This is a genomic window from Pseudochrobactrum asaccharolyticum, assembly GCF_003314995.1.
In the GTDB taxonomy this organism is placed as follows: Bacteria; Pseudomonadota; Alphaproteobacteria; order Rhizobiales; family Rhizobiaceae; genus Pseudochrobactrum; species Pseudochrobactrum asaccharolyticum.
This window is the reverse complement of record NZ_QNRH01000003.1, coordinates 58,197-79,699: the sequence shown is the minus strand read 5'-3', so window position 1 is coordinate 79,699 and position 21,503 is coordinate 58,197. Positions and strand designations below refer to the sequence as shown.

Below are 21,503 nucleotides of genomic sequence, written 5' to 3'. Positions count from 1 at the left end.
TGCTATTTGTTTGTCAGGTCGTTGCCCCGAGCTGCCATGGCACAAATTCATTATCGCCATAGCCGTAAATTTCACTCACTGTCTTGCGGCCGGAAGCAACAGCGATAATCTCCTCAAAGATACGTTCCCCTGCCTGCTGAATACTCTCTTCACCGGTAACGATCTCACCGCAATTCAGATCCATGTCTTCCTTCATATGCTCGTACATATCTGAATTGGTTGCGATTTTAATACTCGGTGCCGGCTTGAAACCCGAGACCGAGCCGCGTCCTGTGGTGAAACAGATGAGATTGCACCCCCCTGCCACCTGTCCGGTCACAGAAACCGGATCATAACCCGGCGTATCCATAAATACGAAACCCGCTTCATCAATCGTCTGCGCATATTCATAGACCTGACGCAACGGCATAGAGCCGCCTTTCGCTACGGCACCGAGCGATTTTTCGAGGATTGTGGTCAACCCGCCCAATTTGTTGCCATGAGACGGATTATTATTCAACTCATCGCCGTTGCGCTGCGTGTAGTCACGCCACCAGTCAATCCGTGACAACAGCTTTTCAGCAATGTCCGGTCGCGCCGCCCTGCGGGTCAGCAAATGTTCAGCACCGTAAATCTCCGGCGTTTCCGATAAAACACTGGTGCCACCATGCCGCACAAGTAAATCCGATGCATAGCCCAGTGCCGGATTTGCGGAAATGCCCGAATAACCATCCGAGCCGCCGCATTGCAAACCCAATTTCAGCTGCGACAGAGGTTGTTGCGTGCGCTGTGCCGCATTCACAACCGGCAACATAGTTTCAATCGCTGCAATCGCCGCTTCAATTGTCTTCCGTGTGCCGCCATATTGCTGGATGGTCAGCGTCTGCAAGCGCGCACCTTCTTCCAGCTTATAATGCTCAAGGATCGGAGCAATCTGATTGGTTTCACAACCAAGCCCGATCAGCAACACACCGCCGAAATTGGGATGACGGGCATAGCCCTGTATCGTGCGGGTGAGAACCCTATAGGCTTCCGACTGCGTATTGATCCCGCAGCCGCCCGCATGACCAAGCACCACAACACCGTCAATATTGTCATAGTCTTTCAGCCCGCCCATGCGGTTGAAATGATCCGCCACATATTGTGAAACAGTGGCGGAACAATTCACCGTCGCAATCACACCAATATAATTGCGCGTACCAACCCCGCCCGCGCCGCGATCAAAGCCCAAAAAGCTGCGCCTTTCCGCGTCAGGAAACAGTTCCGGCTCCGCATAATCAACACAGAATTCATGCTCGTGCTGTGACGGCAGCATTGCCAGATTATGCAGATGCACATGCGCACCCGCAGCAATATCCTCTGTCGCAACACCAATCACATTGCCGTATTTGCGAATTTCCTGTCCTTTTGTGATGGGCACAAGTGCAACTTTATGCCCCTTGCCGATCAGATTAGCGGCTACAAGTTCACCACTGCCGACAGGTTCTCCGGCACGGATTGTCACCCGCGCAACCGCCACATGGTCAGACGGATGAAGGACAATAACCGGGCTGTTCTGACGGGTCATAGCTCACCCGCCCGCCTTTGCCGAACATAAAGCACCGGCATCCAATACAGTGATTACGCCGCGCAATTCTGCAAGGCCGCGCAACCGGCCGATAACCGGATAGCCCGGTGTCACCTGTTTTGCCAGATCATCCAGCATACGGTGACCATGATCAGAGCGGAAAATAATCTTTGATCCGCTATCCCGCTTGCGGTCTTCCTCAACCAGCGCCCGCAGCAATGCAACCATATCCACGTCGCCTTCAAGATGGGCGGCTTCATAGAAGCTGCGTCCGTCACCCTGTCGCGTGGTTGCCCGTAAATGCGAGAAATAGATACGTGATGCAAAGCGGCGCGCCATTGCAGGCAGATCATTATCCGCCCGCACACCAAGACTGCCGGAACAGAAACACATACCATTGGCCGGAGACGGCACTGCATCAAAAATCGCTGCATAATCGGCTTCATTTGAAGCAATGCGCGGCAGTCCGAACAGGGAGCGCGGCGGATCATCCGGATGCAGGGTCAGCCGCACACCCAGCTCGTCCGCAACGGGGGTTACTTCCTCTAAGAACGCAATCAGATTTTGTCTTAGCTTATTGGCATCCACATGCGTATAAGTTTCCAGCTTGTCTCGGAAAGCCGGTATCGTCAGCGGTTCGGTTGTTGAACCTGGCAAAGCACTGGCAATATTGAAAATCAGCTGATTAATCTCAGTCTCGCTCATTGCCTCATAGGTTGCGCGGGCAGCAAGACGATCAGCTTCGGAATAATCCCGTTCCGCGTTTTTACGCTGCAAAATATGCAGATCAAAAGCAGCAAAACGATCCTGATCAAAACGCATGGCTGTCGCGCCGCTTGGCGTGACATAGTCCAGATCGGTGCGGCACCAGTCCACAACCGGCATAAAATTATAGCAAATGACTTTAATATCATGTGCCGCCAATGCCTCCATTGAGGCAATCCATGCGGCGATATCCTGTTTTGCGGCACCGCCTTCACGCTTGATCGCATCTGAAATCGGGATGCTTTCCACCACAGACCAGACAAGCGGCGTGCGGTCAGCAGGGGTATTTTCAATCAACGTCTTGCGTTCTGCAATCTGACTAGGCGTCCATGCCTGTCCGATCGGCACATCATGCAAAGCAGATACAATATCTGTCGCTCCGGCCTGACGTACAGCATCCAAAGACACACCGGCATCCGGCCCGAACCATCTCCACGCTTGACGCATTAACCCCTCCTCCGAATAAGTTTTTATATTTTATGATTTTGAAAATCTGCGACAGCGGACGAACGCCTGATCAGACAAAGAAATCCGGATGGCTTTTCCGCAACTCGTCAATATCCGGCAAAACCGCGCTGAGATGATGCTTCATCGCCTTTATCGCTTCCGGTGCATCTTTAGCGGCAATGGCATCCCTGATGAGTTTATGTTCGCGCAAAACCTGATCCATACGCCCCAGCACCGGAACGGTCATACGTCGTGCACGGTCGATCTGGATTTTCACAAGTTTCAGATGCTGCCAGATACCGGGATAACCGGCGATTTCCGCAACTGTCTCATGAAAAGCATCGTCTGCTTCATGAAACAGTCCGAGCTTTTCACGGCTGGCATGGAATTGCTGCATATCAATCAGCTCATCCAGCTTAGCGACGGCATCCGGTGTTGATGATAATGCCGCATGTTCCGCCGTCGCTCCTTCCAGCGCCTGACGGATCACCACAGATTCCGGTATCAGATCAACCGGAATGCGCGCCACGAAAGTGCCGGACTGCGGGAAAATATCGACCAGTCCTTCCTCAGCCAGACGAATAAGCGCCTCACGCACCGGCGTGCGACTCACACCGAATTGCTCAATAAATGTTTTCTCGTTCAGCGCCGTGCCAGGCAGCAGCTTCATTGCAACAATATCGGCCTGCAATGCGCGATAAATCAGCTTTGCTGCGGTTTCACGCCCTGCGGCAGGCCGCCTTACTGAGGATATCTGCCCGAATGTCGCCTGCGTATTCAATCTTGTTCTCCTGCCTGAATCTCAAATCTTCAGGTCTTGTTTATCCGCTCGCAACTGCGATCCGAAACAAAAAATCCATGCGCTGTTGACATACTAATATATTATTATTTACTGTTCGCCAAGCGCCGGATGCAAATTCTGTACAAGACGGATCAAAACCGCGGACAGGACAAGCCGGACAGCAATGACGGGAAACAGACCTCAAAGTCTGTCAGGGAGGAAAAGACCAGCAATGGCACTCAATCCGGATCGCCTTCTGCCTGCGGAGGCAGACAGCCGCGCCATAGCGCGACGCTTGTTCGCATCGGTCGAAAAACTGCCGATCATCTCCCCGCACGGACATACCGAACCGTCATGGTATGCGACAGATGCCGCTTTTCCCGATCCGGCAACCCTGTTTGTCAAACCCGATCATTATATCTGCCGTATGCTCTACTCACAGGGCATTTCGCTGGAGCAATTAGGCATTGCCCGTCTGGATGGCGCAGCGGTGGAAACCGACAGCCGCACCATCTGGCGATTATTTGCAAAACACTGGCCTCTGTTTCGCGGCACACCGTCCCGCCTCTGGTTTGAACATTCTCTGGAGAGCGTTTTCGGTATTACGGAACGTCTCAGCGAGAACAATGCCGACCGGCTTTATGACCTGATTTCCGAAAAGCTGGCGACGCCGGAAATGCGTCCGCGTGCGCTATATGACCGCTTCAATATTGAGGTGATCTCCACTACGGATTCCGCCAATGATCCTTTAACACATCATGATGCGATCCTTAGCTCAGGCTGGCATGGCCGCGTTGTTCCCGCCTACCGGCCGGATGCGGTGGTTGATGCATCCCGCCCTGATTTTCATAGAGAACTGGAAAAATTTATCGCACTGACAAATAATCCGATGACCTATCAGGGTTATTTGCAGGCGCACCGCAACCGCCGCGCCTATTTCAAGGCACGCGGCGCAACATCCACTGATCACGGTCACCCGACTGCACAGACAGCCAATCTCTCGGCAGGGGAAGCGCAAGCTCTGTTTGAACGCATCATCAAACAGCCGGTCAAACCGGAAGATGCGGAATTATTCCGTGCACAGATGCTGACTGAAATGGCACGCATGAGCATTGATGACGGGTTGGTGATGCAGATCCATCCGGGCTCATACCGCAATCATAATCCGCAAGTTTTCTCCGCTTTCGGCTTTGACAAAGGTGCGGATATCCCGAACCAGACCGGCTATGTGAAAGAACTCAAGCCTCTGCTGGATGCACATGGTAATGATCCGCGCCTGACGCTTATTCTGTTCACGCTGGATGAGACGGCTTACAGCCGCGAACTCGCACCGCTGGCAGGGCATTACCCTGCCCTCAAGCTCGGCCCCGCATGGTGGTTCCATGACAGCCCGGAGGGGATCAGACGCTATCGTGAGCTGACAACGGAAAGTGCCGGTTTCTACAATACTGTCGGCTTCAATGACGACACCCGCGCTTATCTCTCCATTCCCGCCCGTCATGATATGGCGCGCCGTGTGGATTGTGCCTTCCTTGCCCGTCTTGTTGCAGAGCACCGCCTTGATGAGGAAGAAGCCTATGAAGTCGCTCATGACCTCAGCTACCGGCTGGCTAAACAGGCTTATAAACTATGACCGGAACACTCAATTCTCTATCTGACAGAACCTTGACCGATGTGCCTGCAACTGTGGGCAAGCCTGCCTATGATCGCTCTCAATTGAAAACAGGGATTATCCATTTAGGTATCGGTGCATTTCACCGTGCGCATCAGGCAGTGTATACAGAAAATATTCTGCAGGATGACCCGAGCTGGGGCATTACCGGTGTTTCTCTGCGCAGCCCCGACACCAGAGATGCGCTCGCCCCGCAAGATTATCTCTATAGTGTTGCCGTGCGTGATGGTGCCGGTGAAAAACTGCATGTTATCGGCTGCCTGACCGATATACTGGTTGCACCGGAAAATCCGGAAGCCGTGCTGCAAGCCATGTGCCAGCCAGATATCCGCATTGTCACGCTGACTGTGACCGAAAAAGGCTATTGCTACGCCCCCTCCAGCCGCACGCTGGATGAGAGCAACAGCGATATTATCCATGACCTGAAACACCCGCATGCGCCGCGCTCTGCCCCCGGCTTTCTGGTAGAGGCTATCAGGAGAAGACACGCATCAGGACTACAGCCTTTCACAGTTCTCTCCTGTGATAATTTGCCAGCCAACGGAGAAACACTGAAGCGTGTGACCGTCCGGCTTGCCGCGCTGACAAATCCGGAACTTGGCCGCTTTATCGCTGAACATGTTGCATTCCCGTCCAGTATGATCGACCGCATTGTACCCGCGACCACCGATCAGGATCGCGCAAGTGTCAGCCGTGCTTTGAACGTGAAAGATCAATGGCCGGTCTGCACAGAACCGTTCAGCCAATGGGTGATTGAAGATCACTTCCCTTCCGGTCGCCCTTCATGGGAAAAATCCGGCGCAAGTTTTGTCCGCGATGTCGCCGCTTTTGAGCTGATGAAGCTGCGTCTGCTCAACGGCAGTCACTCCACACTTGCCTATCTCGGCTTTCTCGCCGGTCATGAAACCGTATCCGCAACCATGGCCGCCGCCGGTTTCAAAACATTCATCCGCGCCATGATGGATGAAGAAATTACGCCGACACTGCCCGCTCTGCCGGATTTTGATCTTTCAACCTATAAAGATCAGCTGATTGAACGGTTTTGTAATCCGGCTCTGCATCACCGGACTGCGCAGATTGCTATGGACGGCTCGCAGAAACTGCCGCAGCGTCTGCTGAATACAATCCATAACCGTCTTCTGGCCGGTCAGTCTTTTGATCGTCTGGCATTGGGAGTCGCCGCATGGATGCGCTTTGTAACCGGTAAAGATGAACACGGGCAGGTTATCGACATTCGTGATCCGCTGCGTGATCAACTCTTACGAGCAACGGCGGGGCTCACTACTACACAGGATATACTGAGTGCATTGCTGGCTTTTGACAGTATTTTCGCGCCTGAATTTACTCAAAATGCACATTTCAAATCCGTCATTTTACAGCAGCTTGAAACATTACTGACAAATGGCGCAGCTAAAACAGTTCAGAATTTCAAACCAGCAAGCACCAAGACGTAAAAACGGAATATTTTTTGCTTGCCCTGCAAAATTGATAGACTAATATATTAAAATAAAAGAGCGGCCTTTCTGAGGAGGCAGGCCGTACGACCAATAAAAATCAACGGGGAGGAACAGTCATGCATTTCACACGCAGACAGACATTGGGTGGTCTGGCAGCTCTTGCTACACTTCCGGCAACAAAACTCTGGGCGCAGAGCAAACTGGCACTGCCGACATCGCCGGTCGCAATCAACATTGTTGATGTTGCCGGTAATCTGGCACTGACCCAGAAAGCCATTGAAAATTATGCTGCGGCTAAACCGGAACTGGTTTCAAAAATCACTTTCACCAAAGCACCGGCACCGGAACTTCCGGGCAAGCTGAAAGCGCAGCAGGCTGCCAAACGTCTCGATATTGATCTGGTTTTAACCGGCGCAGATGCGCTGGCTGCCGGACTGGAAATGGACCTGTGGGTCAAACTGTTTCCGGATCACGCAAGTGCGCTGCCCGACCTGCAATCTATTTATCTGGAACCGGCATGGCGCATGCAGGCCTTTGCCAAAGATCACGGCGTTGCAGTTGTCTATTATCCGTCGGGCCCGCTGCTCGAATATATGCCTGAGCATGTGAAAAAAGTGCCAAGCAATGCGGAAGAACTGCTCGCATGGGCAAAAGAAAATCCGAATAAATTTGCCTATGCCCGTCCGGCTAATTCCGGCCCCGGCCGCACATTCCTGATGGGACTGCCATATCTGCTCGGTGATGCAGACCCGCGCGATCCGGTCAAAGGCTGGGATAAGACATGGGCTTATCTGAAAGAGCTGCATAAATATGTTGAATATTACCCGACCGGCACCGGCGCTCTGATGAAAGAGCTCGGCGAAGGCACCCGTCATATGACTGTGACCACAACCGGCTGGGATATCAATCCGCGCGTGCTCGGCGTGGTGCCAAAAGAGGCAGCTGTTGCCAAACTGGATGGCTTCCATTGGGTTGCCGATGCGCAGTTTATGAGCGTGCCGAAGGGTGTCAGCGATGAAAAACTCGCTGTTCTGCTCGATCTGATGAGCTTCCTGCTCACCCCTGAGCAGCAGGCCTATACCTATGATGAAGGCTATTTCTATCCGGGTCCTGCGGTCAAAGACGTGCCGCTTTCCATGGCACCGCAATCCAGTCAGGATGCCATCGCAGAATATGGCCGCGCAGAATATGCCGACTGGATCGCCAATAATCCGGTGGAGCTGCCGCTTGATCCGGATGCCATGGTCGTCGCGTTCCGCCGCTGGGACGAAGAAGTCGCCAGCCAGCCAAAATAAAACCGGTAAACGACGGATGTCATCTGCCTTTCAGGTGACATCCGGCAATGAGGTATTTCATGCAACTTGCGTCACTACCCTTTGAGGAAATCCGGCTTGAAAAGCTCAGCCGGTCTTTCGGAGCTCATCAGGCATTAAAAGGCATCTCCCTTTCGATCAGGAAAGGCGAATTTATTGCTCTGCTCGGCCCGTCCGGCTGCGGAAAATCCACAGCATTGAACTGTATCGCCGGACTGCTCGCAACAACGGGTGGTGGTATTTATATCGATAAAACCCGTATCGACACCCTGAAGCCGGAAGATCGTGGTTTCGGCATGGTGTTTCAGAATTATGCGCTGTTTCCGCATATGACTGTACGCCAGAATGTCGGCTTCGGTCTGAAAATGCGCGGCACCCCCAAAGCGGAAATGAAAAGCCGTGTGGAAGCCGCCATTGCCATGGTACGCTTACACGGTCAGGAAGACAAACTGCCGGGGCAGCTATCGGGCGGCCAGCAGCAGCGTGTTGCCATTGCCCGCGCCATCGTGATTGAACCGCCTCTGGTTCTGATGGACGAACCATTGTCCAATCTTGATGCCAAGCTGCGCTTGGAAATGCGTGCTGAAATCCGCCGCATTCATAATCAGCTTGGTGCCACAACGATTTATGTGACCCACGATCAGGATGAAGCGCTGTCGCTGGCCGACAGGATTGTGGTGCTCCGCGATGGTGAAATCCGGCAGGTCGGTTCACCGGTCGAACTTTATGAACATCCGGATCATCTGGATGTGGCCGAGTTCATGGGCTACCGCAACCGCCTTTCCGGTAAAGTTATCGCCGAACAGAACGGCAAGGTCACACTCGATATCGGCAATGCCCATATTTCCGGTACCGCAAGGGTGCCGCTGACCGTCGGGCAAAATGCTGTTCTTGCAGTGCGACCGGATGATGTGAGCACCACAGCTGCAAATGCATCAACCACCCAATCAAATATTCTGGCTAAAGTTGAGACAATTGAATATCGCGGCCGCGATTTTGTCGGCACTGCCAGCACCGATAATGCACATGAGCTGGTGTTTCACGCTTCAGCGAATGCAGCACCGGGCAGCGCTATCGCGCTGGCTATCGACCCTGCCCGTGCTCTTGTGTTTCCGGCGTGAGGTGACACATGAACACCTCTTCCGATCTTGAAAAACTGTCATTACGACAAAGGCTCGCCGTCAAAGGGATCGACGGCACAACCATGCTGGTTCTGCCTGCGGTTATCTTCCTGCTGGGGGTCTTTATCTATCCCTTCATCTATGGCTTGCTGCTCTCCTTCACCCCGCAAGAGGGCGAAGGTATGTTTGCCAATTATATCAAATTTTTCTCCGATCCGTTTTTATATAAAACCATCGGAACGACATTGTGGCTGGCCATTCCTGTCACGCTGATCAGCCTGCTGATTGCTGTGCCCGTGGCATTTCGTGTCCGGCTGATGCGCCGTCAGCGCCTGCTCACTACCATTCTTGTTCTGCCGGTCACATTAGGCACGGTGCTGGTGGCCGAAGGCTTGCTGAATTATCTGGGACCGCAGGGCTGGTTCAGCCGTACGCTGATGTTTATCGGTCTTGTCGACAGCCCTTTAAAGCTGACCAATAATTACTGGGGCGTCTTCGCATCGCTGATTATTACCGGTTTTCCATTCACCTTTTTGCTCACTTTGTCCTATGTCACCGGTATTGATCCGGCGCTGGAACAGGCGGCAGCAACTCACGGCGCCAAAAGCTGGCAGCGTTTCCGCCACGTCCTTCTGCCGCTGTTGATGCCGGGATTGGCAATTACCTTCTGCCTGTCTTTTGTGCTGGCTTTCGCTGTCTTCCCCTCCGCCGTGCTGCTTGGTGCTCCGGCAGGGCCGACACGCGTCATTTCCATTGCCGCCTATCAGGCAGCCTTTGAGCAATATGATTATTCAATGGCATCCTCCGTTGCCATGATTATGGCCACTGTGCAGCTCGCTATTGTCGCGGCAGTCCTTGGCATACGCAGTCTGTTTTATCGCGGCGCGACCAGCGGAGGTAAAGGCTAATATGATCAGAGATACCTCTATCGGATCCAAATTGTGGATCACCGCCGTCTGGGTCATTGTTGCCTTTTTTGTCATCAACCTGCTGGCAATGATCGCGACAGTCGTGCTCTCGTCCTTTTCAACGCGCTGGCTCGGCACATGGTTGCCGCAGGCACTGACAACGCGCTGGTACTTCACCGCATGGCGGGAATTCCAGCTCGGTGATGTGCTGATTGTCACCTTCCAGATCGTCTTCACGGTTGTGGCTCTGTCCGGTCTGCTCGGTGTTACGGCAGCCTATGCCATGGCGCGCCGCAATTTCCCCGGCCGCAATCTGGTGATGCTGCTGTTTCTGCTGCCATTGCTGGTGCCGCCGATCACCTTTGGTATTCCGCTGGCAACCGTGCTCTATCAGGCGGGTGTCGGGGGGACATTCTGGGGTGTGGTACTGGCCAATCTTGTGCCGACCGTTCCTTTTGTTATTCTGGTGATGATCCCGTTCATCGAACAGATTGATCCGAAAGTGGAAGCAGCTGCCCATGTCTTTGGTGCGAATAAATTCCAGCTGTTCCGCTATGTGCTGATGCCGATGCTGCTGCCCGGCATTCTGGCTGCATTGCTGCTGGTGCTTGTCCGCACAGTTGCCATGTTTGAGCTGACATTCCTCACCGCAGGACCAACCAGTCAAACCCTTGTTGTGGCGCTCTATTATTCTGTCTTTGCCTCGGGCGTACGCTCAGTCCAGTCTATTGATGCCATGGCAGTGATCTATATGATTACAACTCTGGTATGGCTGCTGCTGGCACTGCGCTTTGTTAATCCGACACAGATTGTCGCTCGCGCCAAACAGTCTAACAATTAAAAATAAACCCGCCGTCAGAGCATATGATCTGACGGCGGGTTTAGAGCGGTTCCCGTTAAAATTAAATCGGTAAAATCGCTCTAAATATTTGTTTCAACGCGTATCTTATCTGATCGAAGCGGGATTTAGAAATCAGTCCGGTGGACTGATTTCCCCGCGAAGGCGCTTCACACTTTTCGGGATACGCTATAATTCCCCGCTGCAATAGCGGGTAAGTTTCCGAGAGCACTCTCAATCAGCGGACGAATAGCGCTGTGCAAAATGTCCTGATTTTCGGTTTGTACCATAATCACATCGGGCAGTTTTAAAGCACCAACCAGCCCTTCCGCCTGAAACTGACTGCATAACTGAGTAAAAACAGCCTGATTAGAAGTAAACGGCCCTGTCAGATACACTCTGTCAGGAAACAGAATGCGGCACATATTGCCCAGCGCCCGTGCCACAAGACGCGTTGCCAGCTGCATATCAGCATGATCTGCAAATGATGCATCCTGCAAATATCCGCCGATATCCTGCTCTTGACCCAAGCTGATCAGTTCATCCAGCCCCAATTGCTGCAACAAGACCGGCAGGGCAACGGCTGTTTCCAGACAACCTCGGTTTCCGCAACCGCAAGGGCGATCCTGTAATGTATCAAAACGCCAATGGCCGATCTCACCAAAAGGCCCCTGATGGGCAATGCTGGTGACATCGCGGGAACAATAGGCAAGTCCGATCCCCCAGCCCCAATGCAATAATGCGGCTGTATTGACCGGCGCAGTCTCTGCTTTGAAATGCACATCCAGCTCGATATCCAGCTGGCGGAACAAACAGACAATCGGCGTAACAGGGTTCAAGGCTTCAGCGAGATTAAAGTCCCGCACCTGCGGCCAGCGGGATGTAATCAGCCAGACCCGTTTTTTAACATCGACAATACCGGCCACGAGAATTGTCGTGCCGACATGCACCATCATATCCGGTTGTGAAGCCCGCAATGTCTGTATCATTTGTTGCAGAAAAACCGTCATCTGCTGATTATCAGCAGCATCATTCAAACGCTTTGTCTGCGAGGCAATAATATTCCCCTGCAAATCCAGCAAAGCGCCTTCCACCAGATAGCTGGTCATTTTAATAACAGTGAAACCGATCCGCTTTGCATTCAATCGTACAAGTGTTCCGGGGCGCCCGCGTCCGCGCCTTTCCGCCACGTCTTCCGTTACAAAACCATTATCCAGCAAATCCGCTATAATGCGGGAGGTTGTCATGGACGTGAGTTCAAGGGCAGCCGCAAGGCTGGCGCGGGACTGCCCGTCCGCCTCCAGCAGACTGCTGACAACACGGGCACAATCACGCTGATGCGCATCGGAAAAGCGGAGATTCTGAAAATTCTGCATAGCAACTCATCCCATATTATTATTTTGAATAATATTATTCAAAAATAACTTGCAAGCCTAAAATGAAGGTGTATTCTTTTAATCAGGAGGAGGCAGAGGTCATTGTCAGCTTAAAAAAGCGACATTACCGATCAGCCTTACAATCAGAGCTTAGCAGCCTGCGTCACGCGCGGGAATGCTGATGCTTTGCCTTTTTAAACGGGGAGAGTGGCGTGGAAATACGTGTTTTCGACACGAAACAACAATTGGGAGAGGCTGCGGCAAAACGTGGTGCGCAAGCCATCAGATCGGCTCTGCGCAACAAGGGGAAAGCCTCAATTATTGTTGCGACCGGTGCCAGCCAGTTTGAAATGCTGGAAGTGCTGATCCGTGAGCCGGATATTGACTGGTCCAAAGTCACCGCTTTCCATCTGGATGAATATGTCGGCATGAAAAAGAGCCATCCGGCAAGCTTCCGTCGCTATCTGATTGAGCGTTTTGTTGAACCGCTCGGCGGTAAAGTCACACTCCATGAAATCAATGCCGAAGATAATCCGGAAGCAGAAGCCGGCAGGCTCAGCAAGCTGATCATGGATGAAACCATTGATGTTTGCTTTGCCGGCATCGGGGAAAATTGCCATCTGGCTTTTAATGACCCGCCGGCCGATTTTGAGACCGACAAACCTTATATTATTGTTGATCTGGACGAAGCCTGCCGCCGCCAGCAAATGGGTGAAGGCTGGTTTGCCACGCTGGAAGATGTGCCTGCTCAGGCCATCTCCATGAGCATTAAACAGATTATGAAATCGTCCCTGATCATTCTTTCCGTGCCGGATCAACGCAAGGCGCAAGCCGTTAAAAACGCCCTTGAGGGATCAGTAACGCCGCTTCATCCGGCATCCATTTTGCAAAACCACAACAACACAGTGGCTTTGCTCGACACACAATCAGCGTCGCTTTTGTCATGCGCACCAAAGGCTTAACTGATCTTCAGGTCAACGGCTTTGCCGGTGTTGATTTCAACTCCGGCATGCTTACCGCATCTGAACTCGACCATGCATTAGAAGCCATGCTCGCGACAGGTGTTACCGCCTGTTTGCCGACGCTGATCACTGCCGCACCGGATGTGTTGCTGCAGCGTATTCAAATGCTGGATAATGCCATTCAGCATAGCAGACTTGGCCGCCTGATGTGCTTAGGCCTGCATATTGAAGGGCCGTTTCTTAATCCGCGACAGGGTTTTGCCGGATGCCATCCTGCTGGCGTTATGACACCACCATATGCCAGCCTGATTGATGAGTTGCAGGCGCGGATCACCACACCGATCCTGCTGGTGACACTGGCGCCGGAACTGTCCGGTTCTGAAGAATTCATTGCAGCGATGAAGGCCCGCAATATTCTCACAGCCATCGGTCATTCCGATTGTAACTTTGAAACTGCAACACAAGCGGCCTCGGCCGGAGCCAGTTTTTCCACCCATCTCGGCAATGGCCTGCCGCAGCATATGCCAAAGCTGGATAATCCGCTGTTTGCCCAGTTAGCTGAAGACCGCCTCACCGCCTGCTTCATTGCCGACGGGTTCCATATTCCGCCGCAAGCGCTCAAAGTCATGATACGGGCGAAGGGGATTTCACGCTCCGTTTTGGTAACCGATGCGGTTTCCGCAGCAGCGGCGGAGACAGGCTTTTATCATTTCGCGGATATGCGGATTGAGCGCTATGACAATGGCATGGTCAAAAACCCGAATGGTGCCGGTCTCGCCGGTTCAACGCTATGTCTCGATCAGGCTGTACGCAATCTTGTGACATGGGGCATTGCCTCCTTTGATGAAGCAGTGCGCATGGCATCCGAGAATGTTGAGGCACTTCTTGCACCTGCCCTCACTGCCCGAAGCATTAAGCAGCCTGTGAGTTTCATCGAATGGACATCTGATCTGTTTATACGGAAAGCAACCTTTCCGGAGCATGACGCATAAGCATCAAAACCGCTCAACCTATAAAAATAAAAAGGGGAACAGGATGAAAGTCAATGATCTGAGAATGAACCGGCGCGTGCTGATTACAGGTGCATCCGCCACCGCATTTCTGGCTGGGAGCGGCTTAAGTTTTGCCCGCAAAATGCCGCTGCCTGCCAAACCGGTCGAAGTGAAGCTGATGGATGTCGGCGGAGCTTTGTCGCTCGTCCAGCCTGCCCTTGAGCTTTATGCCGAGCGCAATCCGGATAAGGTTTCTCGTATTGTGTTTCTGAAAGCACCGGTGACGGAACTCGCCGGTAAGCTCAAAGTGCAGCAAAAAAGCAACCGCGTTGATATTGATCTTGTGCTGACCGGCAGTGACGGACTGGCAGCCGGTCTTGTCGAAGATACATGGATGCAAATCCTGCCGGAATTTAACGAAACTTTCCCTGATATTGAGACCAATTACGAGCCTGCAGCCCTGAACCTGCATAAAATTCAGGGTGCCGGTTACGGTGTGGTTGTCACCTATTACCCTTCGGGCCCGCTGCTTGAATATGCACCGGAGCGTGTGGCAAAAGCACCGGAAAGTGCTGAAGAACTGCTGGCCTGGGCAAAAGAAAATCCGGGGCGCTTCCTCTATGCCCGCCCGACAAATTCAGGCCCTGCCCGCACTTTCATGATGGGGCTGCCTTATATTCTCGGCGACAAAGACCCGACCGATCCGATCAACGGCTGGGAGAAAACATGGAACTATCTCGCGGAACTCGGCGATTATATTGATTATTATCCGGCGGGTACCGGCGCAACGATGAAAGAATTCGGCGAAGGTTCACGCGATATTATCGTGACCACCACCGGTTGGGATATTAATCCGCGCGCAGTCGGCATTGTGCCGGAGACAGCCAAAATCTCTACACTGAAAGGCTTCCACTGGGTTTCCGATGCCTTCTTCATGTGCATTCCAAAAGGCGTGAAAGAGGATGTTCTGGCGGTGACGCTGGATATCATGGCGTTCCTGCTCACACCGGAAGCACAGGCCTTTGCCTATAATGAAGGCTCGCTCTATCCGGGCCCTGCAGTGAAAAATGTACCGCTTTCGATGGCGCCACAGCATAGTCAAGACATTATCAAGCAATTCGGACGCCCTGAATATGATGACCTGATCGCCAATAATCCGATTGAGCTACCGCTGAAACCGGAAAAAATGGTGCAGGCTTTCCGCAAGTGGGATGAACTGGTCGGCGCACGCAAATCATAACCATTACACCTTCACCCCCAGACTGCGGAGCCTGCAGCCTTGTGTCTATCAGATATACAGCGCTCTAAAGCTCCGCATTTTTTCCCGTTACAGCGGATAGCAGTATGACACAGATCCCGCAGGTTGCTCTTATCGGTGCCGGTTATCGCGGCAATGCCTATGGCGATATTGCCCTGAAAAACCCGCATCTCATGAAATTTGTCGCCGTTTGCGACATCAAACCGGATGCAGTTGCTGCTTTCGCTAGAAAACACGGTATCGCGCCGGAAAACTGCTTTTCAGACAGCATCACCCTGCTCAATACACTCAAAAATATTGATGCAGTTGTCGTGGCCAATCTCGACAAGGATCATGAAACTGTTGCCGTTGCCGCCCTTGATCGAAAATTCAACGTGCTGCTGGAAAAGCCGATGGCTTCCACGGTTGAAGCCTGTCAACGTATGGCAGAAGCCTCGGAACGCAACCAGCGCTTTTTGATGATCTGCCACGTGCTGCGCTACACACCGTTTTTTGCCAAAATCAAAGAGCTGATTGAGAACCGGACTTTCGGGACTGTTCAAAGTATCCGCGCTTCCGAAAATATTGGCTATTATCATCACTCGCACAGTTATGTGCGCGGCAATTTCCGGCGCTTAGAAGACGGCAGTCCGCTAATACTGGCAAAATGCAGCCATGATATGGATATTCTGCACTGGTTGACCGATGAAACGCCTTTACGTATTTCCAGTTTCGGCAGCCTCAAACAATTTACACCGGAAAATGCCCCGCAAGGCGCTGCTGAGCGCTGTCTCGATGGTTGTCTGCTGGAAATGACATGCCCCTATTCCGCACGCCGGATTTATCTGGGAGACCATACCGGCTGGCCGGTATCAATGATTTCAGTTGATACCAGCATTGAAGCACGCACAAAGGCGATCCTTAGCGGACCTTATGGCCGCTGCGTGTATCACAGTGACAATACGGTGGTTGACCGGCAGATTGTCGGCATCGAATTTACCAATAATATTACCGCCAGTTTTGAAGTGCACGCCTTCAACAAGCGCACCGAACGCCATATCCACATCGGCGGCAGCGAGGGAGAGCTGACCGGCTGTTTTGAAGACGACAGCCTGGTGATTAAATTCTTTGACGACCGGCCGGATGTCACAATTCAAATTGAAACACTTGCCGGTGATCATATGGGCGGCGATCTGCGGTTGATGGAAGACTTTGCTGCTGCGCTGCGTGCACCACTCGGTCACGAGATCAGAACCGCTGCACATAAATCAGTCACAAGTCATTTAATGGCGCTGGCTGCCGAACAAGCACGTGTCAGTCGCAAAGTTATTGAGTTGCAAAGATTTTAATCAAGCCTGCGCACCAAAACCAAAATTGTATCAAAGAGAAATGTGCCCCCTGATCTGCTTCAGACAGATCAGGGGTATTTTGGTTCGTCAAAACTCAATATGCTCAACATCGCCCGTTGCTGCACTCACCATAATCTCAACGCGCATCGACGGATCACCCAGCTCAACAGCACAGCAACATCTGACCGGTGGTGCATAGGGAGCAATCCAGTCTTTCCAGACCTGATCCATGCCTTCAAAATCGGCCATGGATGTAATCCAGATTTCCGTGGTTAAAAGACGGGATTTATCACTGCCTGCACGTTGTAACAGGTCATCAATTTTTCCAAGCGTTTCTTTCGTCTGCTCTTCAATCGTGCCGCCATTATCAGAAAATTGGCCGGACAAATAACAGACACCGTTATATTTTACTAAGCGGCTGCGCCGCGCATTAATATCACTGCGTTCAAGTTTCATTTCATCCTCACGATTATCAAATTTCAAGACCGGCTTTGCGGCTTTCAAGAGCAGAGATCACACGAAAACCAATACTGCGGAACGGTTCTGGTGCAATAAAATTAGCCTGCCCCATAACTTGCTCAAGAATGGAATGATCGCCAAAACCGCACATCAGTTCAGCCAGATGCCGCCCCAGCATCGTGCCTTTGGCAATCCCGCTGCCATTGCAGCCGCCTGAAGCATAAAGTCCGTTTTCCAGTTTGCCCCACCACGGGGAGCCATTCATCGTCAGCGCTGTGGTTCCGCCCCAGACATATTCAAACTGGACATGACGTAGACCCGGCCAGCGGCGTTCAAAACGATTTCGCAATTCTGCTTCCACATAAGTCTGTGACAGCTCTTTCTCATGTGCATAAAGACTGCGCACCATCAACCTGTCAGAACCAATGCGTCGCAATGTTGTGCCAAGCCGGTGAGACGGCAGCAACCCCCATGACTGGTCGTGGCCCAGCAGCGCTCTGTCTGCCACAGCTACGGATTGTGTTACAGCTGCATAGGTATAGATGGTCGTCATTTTACTATTCAGATAACCAAACCGCCGGATAAAACCATTATTCGCCAAAGCAATGTTTTTAGCTCTGATCTGTCCCGACCGTGTGGACAATATCCAGTTGCCCTGATGTTCAATCCGCTCAACCGGTGTATTTTCGTAAAGTTCAACATCGGAAGGCAGAGCATCCGCCAGCCCGCGGATTAATGCTGCGGGCTGTAGTAACCACGTATCAGGAAGATATAGTCCAAATCGGTAATAATCTGTACCGATTTTGTCAGCAATGTCGTTGCGCGACAGTTCCTGATGAGGAAGACCCAGCTTTTTAGCGACCTCAAGAACGGAACGGACGGAGGCTTCACCACGCTCTGTGGCGGCACCGCGAATTGCTCCAACCTGCTGCATGTCACATTGAATATCGTTTTTACGGATAACATCTGTCAGCCATTCAAAAGATTCAGAGAAAAGCTTTGATTGCAAACGTGCCTTCTCAGACATTTCCACGGTAATATTACGTGGCAGCACATCAGTACCGGTGAAACCGGAATTACGGGCGGAAGAGCCTTCTCCCACTGTCGTCGCTTCAACAACAACAATACGGGCATCGGGGCGGAGTTCACGCAAACGTCGGGCAACGGCAAGTCCGGTATAACCTGCGCCGATAACGGCATAATCCGCATGAATATCGCCATCAAGTGCAGCTCGCGGCGTACGCGGCGAGAGCATCGCGTTCCAGCCACAAATATTAGAATAATCAGGATAAGTCAGTTTTGACATGTTCAAACCACGAGAAATGCGGCTGGCATGACGCCAGCCACGAAGGGTTTCAATCTGTGAAATGTGTTTGTTCAGTTACAAGCGGTCCGAGCGACAAAGAGCCTTTCAGCTCGAAGCCCCAATCGAGGCTTTTCTTACGCGCCCAAACCTGTGCAGTTTCATTCAGCGGAATTGCGCAGACATCTGCAACAATCAGCTTTTGTGCTTCGTGCCAAAGCTGCAACTGTTTATCAGCATCAACCTCTGAACGTGCAGCAACAATCTGCTCATCAGCAACAGCACAATGGCTGAAATTGGTTACTGCCGTTGGTTTGCCGACAATACTGTCTGAATGATAGAACTGTGTGAGATAGTAATCTGCAACCGGAAAACGGGCTGCACCATACATCACGATAGAACTCAGATCTTTCCGGATCATCTGATGCCAGGTCGCGTGTTCAACCGGTTCCAGTTCCAGTTTAATGCCCGCTTTGGCAACCTGAGCCTGCAGCATTTGTGCTGACTGTTCCAGACTTGGCAGCTGACTGGAGAGCATTTTAATCGTTACGCCGTCCGGATAACCCGCTTCGGCCAGCAGTGCCTTAGCCTTAGCAGTATCGTTGGAGACAACACCTGCCTCATCCGTATAACCAAGATTATTACTCGGAATGACAGATTTCACTTCACGGGTAAATTCCTTGCCGCGGAACTGTGCCATCTGCCCGGCATTAACCGCATAAGCAAGCGCCTGTCTGACACGGATATCGTCAAAGGGTTTTTTGGTGCGGTTGACATGAAGCAGCGTCAGTTCAGCCGGATCAAAAATATCCACGACGGAATCCGGAACTTCCCGTGTCCGCGCCAGCCATTTCTGATCTGTAGTACCTGCGGAGACATCAATCTCACCGGAGATAAAGGCCAGATCGCGTGCAGAAGCAGCATTCAAAAAGCGATAGATGATTTTCTCAAGCTTCGGCTTACCGCGGAAATATGCATCATGGGCTTTGAACTCGATTGAAACACTCGGTTCGATTTTTTCCAGCGAGAAAGGCCCGAAACCGACCGGACGGCGTTGAAACTCATCGCCACGTTCCTCATAGGCTTTTTTACTCAGGATAAAACCGCCGGAATAGTTTGATACCAGACCGAGCAGACTTGGCACCGCTTTCGCAAGCGTGATCTTCACCGTATAGGGATCAACCGCTTCGACCGATTTCAGTGCAACATAATCGGTTGCAAAAGCTGATGTTTCTGGCTTGCCTGCTTTATTGAGCGAGAAAACGACATCATCTGCTGTAACCTCGCCATATCCCTGCTGAAACTGCACGCCTTTGCGTAAATGGAACGTCCATTCCATTTTATCTGCTGAATGTTCCCATTTTTCAGCAAGATCAGGCTCAATCGTTGAAGGGTCGGTACTCCCCGGAGCAAAACGCACCAATCCGCCAAAAATCCATGCAACCAGTGTGCGATCCGATGTCGAATTGGCAAAATGCGGATCAAGCTTACCGACATCTGCTGCGGCAGCGCCTAAAACGAGATCGGTTTTAGCCGCAAAAGCCGGTACCGTTACCAGTGCCGAGCAAGCCATAAAAGCTGCCAGCGCTCCGGTTTTTAAAACTGTTTTGTACATATGATGCTCCTCCTCTTTTATTTTATAATTTGTCTGCTTAAAGCAGCATGCACGGGGGTAAATCCTGCTTGCGGAAAGTCCGCAAAAGCTTGAAGTAAAAACTGCTGATCTTCCGGAGTAATATAGGTTGCAGTAATCCGCCGGAATTTCGTGACAATATCTGCATAACCAAGCGGATTAGCCACATCTCCACGCGGGTGCAGTACTTCCATAATCTGAATACCCTGCCCCTGATCTAATGACACACGTGCCGGTGTTGACTTTGGAAAAGCCAAAGCAAAGTCAGAGGTGGCCTCAAGCGTAATTCGTTCTGCCAGTGCCAATACTTCCGGGTCAGCCAGCATATCCGGATTGACCGGTTGTAGTGCCGCCTCGCCCCTGAGAGCCGCCAGAGCACAACTGAAGTAAAAACTATATTGCCCGCCTTCGAGTGCTTGCGGCGCGCGCTCATTGGACAGGCGCAGCCCCTGCGGAAATGTTTCGATTTTAAGTGAAAGCACCGGCAATTCCGGCTTACGCATTGCCAGAATAGCATCGACCGCTGCATGCATATACCGGCAGCAGGCATAAGGTTTGAGATAGCATTGCATCAGCCACCATTGCTGACCATGGTCAGCCAGCAATATTGCAGGGTCATATTTTTCTGCATTATCCAGCAAATCGCGGGGGCCGGTAGCATCGGCGGCAGCGCGATAGGCAGCGGTAATACCTGCTACAACCGCAGGCGGGATCATTTCTTTCACCGTCGTGCCCTGATAGCGTGATGTCCCGGACGGATAACCAATTGGCCCTTCAGCACCGGCAATTGCTAATGCATGAGCCATTGTCTCTGCATCGAGCTTTAAAAGCCGACCTGCGGCCGCAGCGGCACCATACCCAACCCAACGTCCACTATTATAGCTGTCAATCGTAGTCGTTGGTCTAGAGGTGGCAATGCGTAGCGCAATGTCATAACCAAGGGCAATCGCATCATAAATCTCTTCATCAGCACTGCCCAAAGCTTCAGCCACCGCCAAAGCTGCCGGAATAACACCGGCACCGGAATGACCAGCAGCTCCGCGATGACCGTCATCTATATCCAGTGCACTGGCCGCCGCACTATTCGCCTGAGCAGCACCGGTAACGGAAGATTTTTCTCCGGAGAGCCAGAGTGTCGCTGCATTTCCCCCATAAGCATGAATTGCTGTGTAGCGAGCCGCCTTTGCCAGATCAGATGTAAAGCCTGCACCGGTTGCTGCAATCAGATCGAGAACCAGTAACCTGATGCGTTCCTTTACATCTGCAGGCAATTGCCCCTGCGGGTATTCCGCAGCAAAAGCAGCAAGTTTATTGATGATATGCATTGAATAAATGCCCCGTTCT

18 protein-coding genes are annotated in these 21,503 nt (G+C 52.1%); 10 read left to right on the top strand and 8 right to left on the bottom strand.

All coding sequences use genetic code 11. The features are described from left to right. Window positions 1–13 precede the first annotated feature (13 nt). The 3 genes from DFR47_RS08905 to DFR47_RS08895 form a co-directional block, all read right to left on the bottom strand. Window positions 14–1,546, bottom strand: coding sequence for a UxaA family hydrolase (locus tag DFR47_RS08905; RefSeq protein ID WP_113944071.1), 1,533 nt, complete (start codon window positions 1,544–1,546; stop codon window positions 14–16). A gap of 3 nt (window positions 1,547–1,549) precedes the next feature. Beyond that, the gene (gene uxuA, locus DFR47_RS08900) at window positions 1,550–2,758 is read right to left on the bottom strand and encodes a mannonate dehydratase (RefSeq protein WP_113944070.1); all 1,209 of its coding nucleotides are present in this window, start codon (window positions 2,756–2,758) and stop codon (window positions 1,550–1,552) included. A 70-nt stretch (window positions 2,759–2,828) separates the two neighbouring features. Continuing rightward, complete coding sequence (locus DFR47_RS08895) at window positions 2,829–3,539, bottom strand: GntR family transcriptional regulator (protein ID WP_374788411.1); 711 nt, start codon at window positions 3,537–3,539, stop codon at window positions 2,829–2,831. Between the two features lie 232 nt (window positions 3,540–3,771). On the opposite strand from DFR47_RS08895, the gene uxaC reads away from it, so the two are divergent. The 6 genes from uxaC (at window position 3,772) to DFR47_RS08865 (ending at window position 10,851) form a co-directional block, all read left to right on the top strand. Continuing rightward, the gene (gene uxaC, locus DFR47_RS08890; RefSeq protein ID WP_113944069.1) at window positions 3,772–5,172 is read left to right on the top strand and encodes a glucuronate isomerase; all 1,401 of its coding nucleotides are present in this window, start codon (window positions 3,772–3,774) and stop codon (window positions 5,170–5,172) included. Beyond that, window positions 5,169–6,665, top strand: a complete 1,497-nt coding sequence (locus DFR47_RS08885; RefSeq protein WP_113944068.1) for a mannitol dehydrogenase family protein — start codon at window positions 5,169–5,171, stop codon at window positions 6,663–6,665. Before uxaC ends, DFR47_RS08885 begins: the two co-directional genes overlap by 4 nt. Window positions 6,666–6,784: 119 nt before the next feature. Continuing rightward, entirely contained in the window at window positions 6,785–7,963 is a 1,179-nt protein-coding gene (locus DFR47_RS08880) for an ABC transporter substrate-binding protein (protein WP_113944067.1), read from the top strand. Window positions 7,964–8,022: 59 nt separating this feature from the next. Beyond that, window positions 8,023–9,102, top strand: coding sequence for an ABC transporter ATP-binding protein (locus tag DFR47_RS08875; protein ID WP_113944066.1), 1,080 nt, complete (start codon window positions 8,023–8,025; stop codon window positions 9,100–9,102). A gap of 8 nt (window positions 9,103–9,110) precedes the next feature. Next, entirely contained in the window at window positions 9,111–10,010 is a 900-nt protein-coding gene (locus DFR47_RS08870; protein WP_113944065.1) for an ABC transporter permease, read from the top strand. Between the two features lies 1 nt (window position 10,011). Further along, entirely contained in the window at window positions 10,012–10,851 is an 840-nt protein-coding gene (locus DFR47_RS08865) for an ABC transporter permease (protein ID WP_022710252.1), read from the top strand. Between the two features lie 167 nt (window positions 10,852–11,018). Here the strand turns inward: DFR47_RS08865 and DFR47_RS08860 are convergent, their stop codons facing one another. After that, window positions 11,019–12,224, bottom strand: coding sequence for an ROK family transcriptional regulator (locus DFR47_RS08860; RefSeq protein ID WP_113944064.1), 1,206 nt, complete (start codon window positions 12,222–12,224; stop codon window positions 11,019–11,021). Window positions 12,225–12,436: 212 nt separating this feature from the next. Between DFR47_RS08860 and DFR47_RS08855 the strand changes: the two genes are divergently transcribed. From DFR47_RS08855 to DFR47_RS08840, 4 genes are all read left to right on the top strand, one after another. After that, on the top strand, window positions 12,437–13,186 hold the full coding sequence (locus DFR47_RS08855; protein WP_113944063.1) for a glucosamine-6-phosphate deaminase: 750 nt from the start codon (window positions 12,437–12,439) through the stop codon (window positions 13,184–13,186). Then, window positions 13,168–14,178, top strand: a complete 1,011-nt coding sequence (locus DFR47_RS08850; protein WP_113944062.1) for an N-acetylglucosamine-6-phosphate deacetylase — start codon at window positions 13,168–13,170, stop codon at window positions 14,176–14,178. The genes DFR47_RS08855 and DFR47_RS08850 overlap by 19 nt, the downstream gene beginning before the upstream one ends. Before the next feature lie 58 nt (window positions 14,179–14,236). After that, complete coding sequence (locus DFR47_RS08845) at window positions 14,237–15,418, top strand: ABC transporter substrate-binding protein (protein WP_113944484.1); 1,182 nt, start codon at window positions 14,237–14,239, stop codon at window positions 15,416–15,418. A gap of 104 nt (window positions 15,419–15,522) precedes the next feature. Continuing rightward, entirely contained in the window at window positions 15,523–16,764 is a 1,242-nt protein-coding gene (locus DFR47_RS08840; protein WP_113944061.1) for a Gfo/Idh/MocA family protein, read from the top strand. Window positions 16,765–16,851: 87 nt separating this feature from the next. Here the strand turns inward: DFR47_RS08840 and DFR47_RS08835 are convergent, their stop codons facing one another. Genes DFR47_RS08835 through DFR47_RS08820 form a run of 4 tightly spaced genes read right to left on the bottom strand, consistent with a single transcriptional unit; the run spans window position 16,852 to window position 21,484 of the window. Beyond that, entirely contained in the window at window positions 16,852–17,220 is a 369-nt protein-coding gene (locus DFR47_RS08835) for a RidA family protein (RefSeq protein WP_113944483.1), read from the bottom strand. Between the two features lie 16 nt (window positions 17,221–17,236). After that, a complete protein-coding gene (locus DFR47_RS08830) occupies window positions 17,237–18,529 on the bottom strand; it encodes an NAD(P)/FAD-dependent oxidoreductase (RefSeq protein ID WP_113944060.1) in 1,293 nt (430 codons plus the stop codon). A 49-nt stretch (window positions 18,530–18,578) separates the two neighbouring features. After that, complete coding sequence (locus DFR47_RS08825) at window positions 18,579–20,141, bottom strand: ABC transporter substrate-binding protein (protein WP_113944059.1); 1,563 nt, start codon at window positions 20,139–20,141, stop codon at window positions 18,579–18,581. A 17-nt stretch (window positions 20,142–20,158) separates the two neighbouring features. Next, complete coding sequence (locus DFR47_RS08820; RefSeq protein ID WP_113944058.1) at window positions 20,159–21,484, bottom strand: MmgE/PrpD family protein; 1,326 nt, start codon at window positions 21,482–21,484, stop codon at window positions 20,159–20,161. Window positions 21,485–21,503: the final 19 nt, after the last annotated feature.

Bases quoted from the DNA above. Each gene is read 5' to 3' on its own strand.
- DFR47_RS08905 (WP_113944071.1), bottom strand. From the start codon at position 1,546: ATGACCCGTCAGAACAGCCCGGTTATTGTCCTTCATCCGTCTGACCAT.
- uxuA (WP_113944070.1), bottom strand. From the start codon at position 2,758: ATGCGTCAAGCGTGGAGATGGTTCGGGCCGGATGCCGGTGTGTCTTTG.
- uxaC (WP_113944069.1), top strand. From the start codon at position 3,772: ATGGCACTCAATCCGGATCGCCTTCTGCCTGCGGAGGCAGACAGCCGC.
- DFR47_RS08885 (WP_113944068.1), top strand. From the start codon at position 5,169: ATGACCGGAACACTCAATTCTCTATCTGACAGAACCTTGACCGATGTG.
- DFR47_RS08880 (WP_113944067.1), top strand. From the start codon at position 6,785: ATGCATTTCACACGCAGACAGACATTGGGTGGTCTGGCAGCTCTTGCT.
- DFR47_RS08875 (WP_113944066.1), top strand. From the start codon at position 8,023: ATGCAACTTGCGTCACTACCCTTTGAGGAAATCCGGCTTGAAAAGCTC.
- DFR47_RS08870 (WP_113944065.1), top strand. From the start codon at position 9,111: ATGAACACCTCTTCCGATCTTGAAAAACTGTCATTACGACAAAGGCTC.
- DFR47_RS08865 (WP_022710252.1), top strand. From the start codon at position 10,012: ATGATCAGAGATACCTCTATCGGATCCAAATTGTGGATCACCGCCGTC.
- DFR47_RS08860 (WP_113944064.1), bottom strand. From the start codon at position 12,224: ATGCAGAATTTTCAGAATCTCCGCTTTTCCGATGCGCATCAGCGTGAT.
- DFR47_RS08850 (WP_113944062.1), top strand. From the start codon at position 13,168: ATGCGCACCAAAGGCTTAACTGATCTTCAGGTCAACGGCTTTGCCGGT.
- DFR47_RS08840 (WP_113944061.1), top strand. From the start codon at position 15,523: ATGACACAGATCCCGCAGGTTGCTCTTATCGGTGCCGGTTATCGCGGC.
- DFR47_RS08835 (WP_113944483.1), bottom strand. From the start codon at position 17,220: ATGAAACTTGAACGCAGTGATATTAATGCGCGGCGCAGCCGCTTAGTA.
- DFR47_RS08830 (WP_113944060.1), bottom strand. From the start codon at position 18,529: ATGTCAAAACTGACTTATCCTGATTATTCTAATATTTGTGGCTGGAAC.
- DFR47_RS08825 (WP_113944059.1), bottom strand. From the start codon at position 20,141: ATGTACAAAACAGTTTTAAAAACCGGAGCGCTGGCAGCTTTTATGGCT.
- DFR47_RS08820 (WP_113944058.1), bottom strand. From the start codon at position 21,484: ATGCATATCATCAATAAACTTGCTGCTTTTGCTGCGGAATACCCGCAG.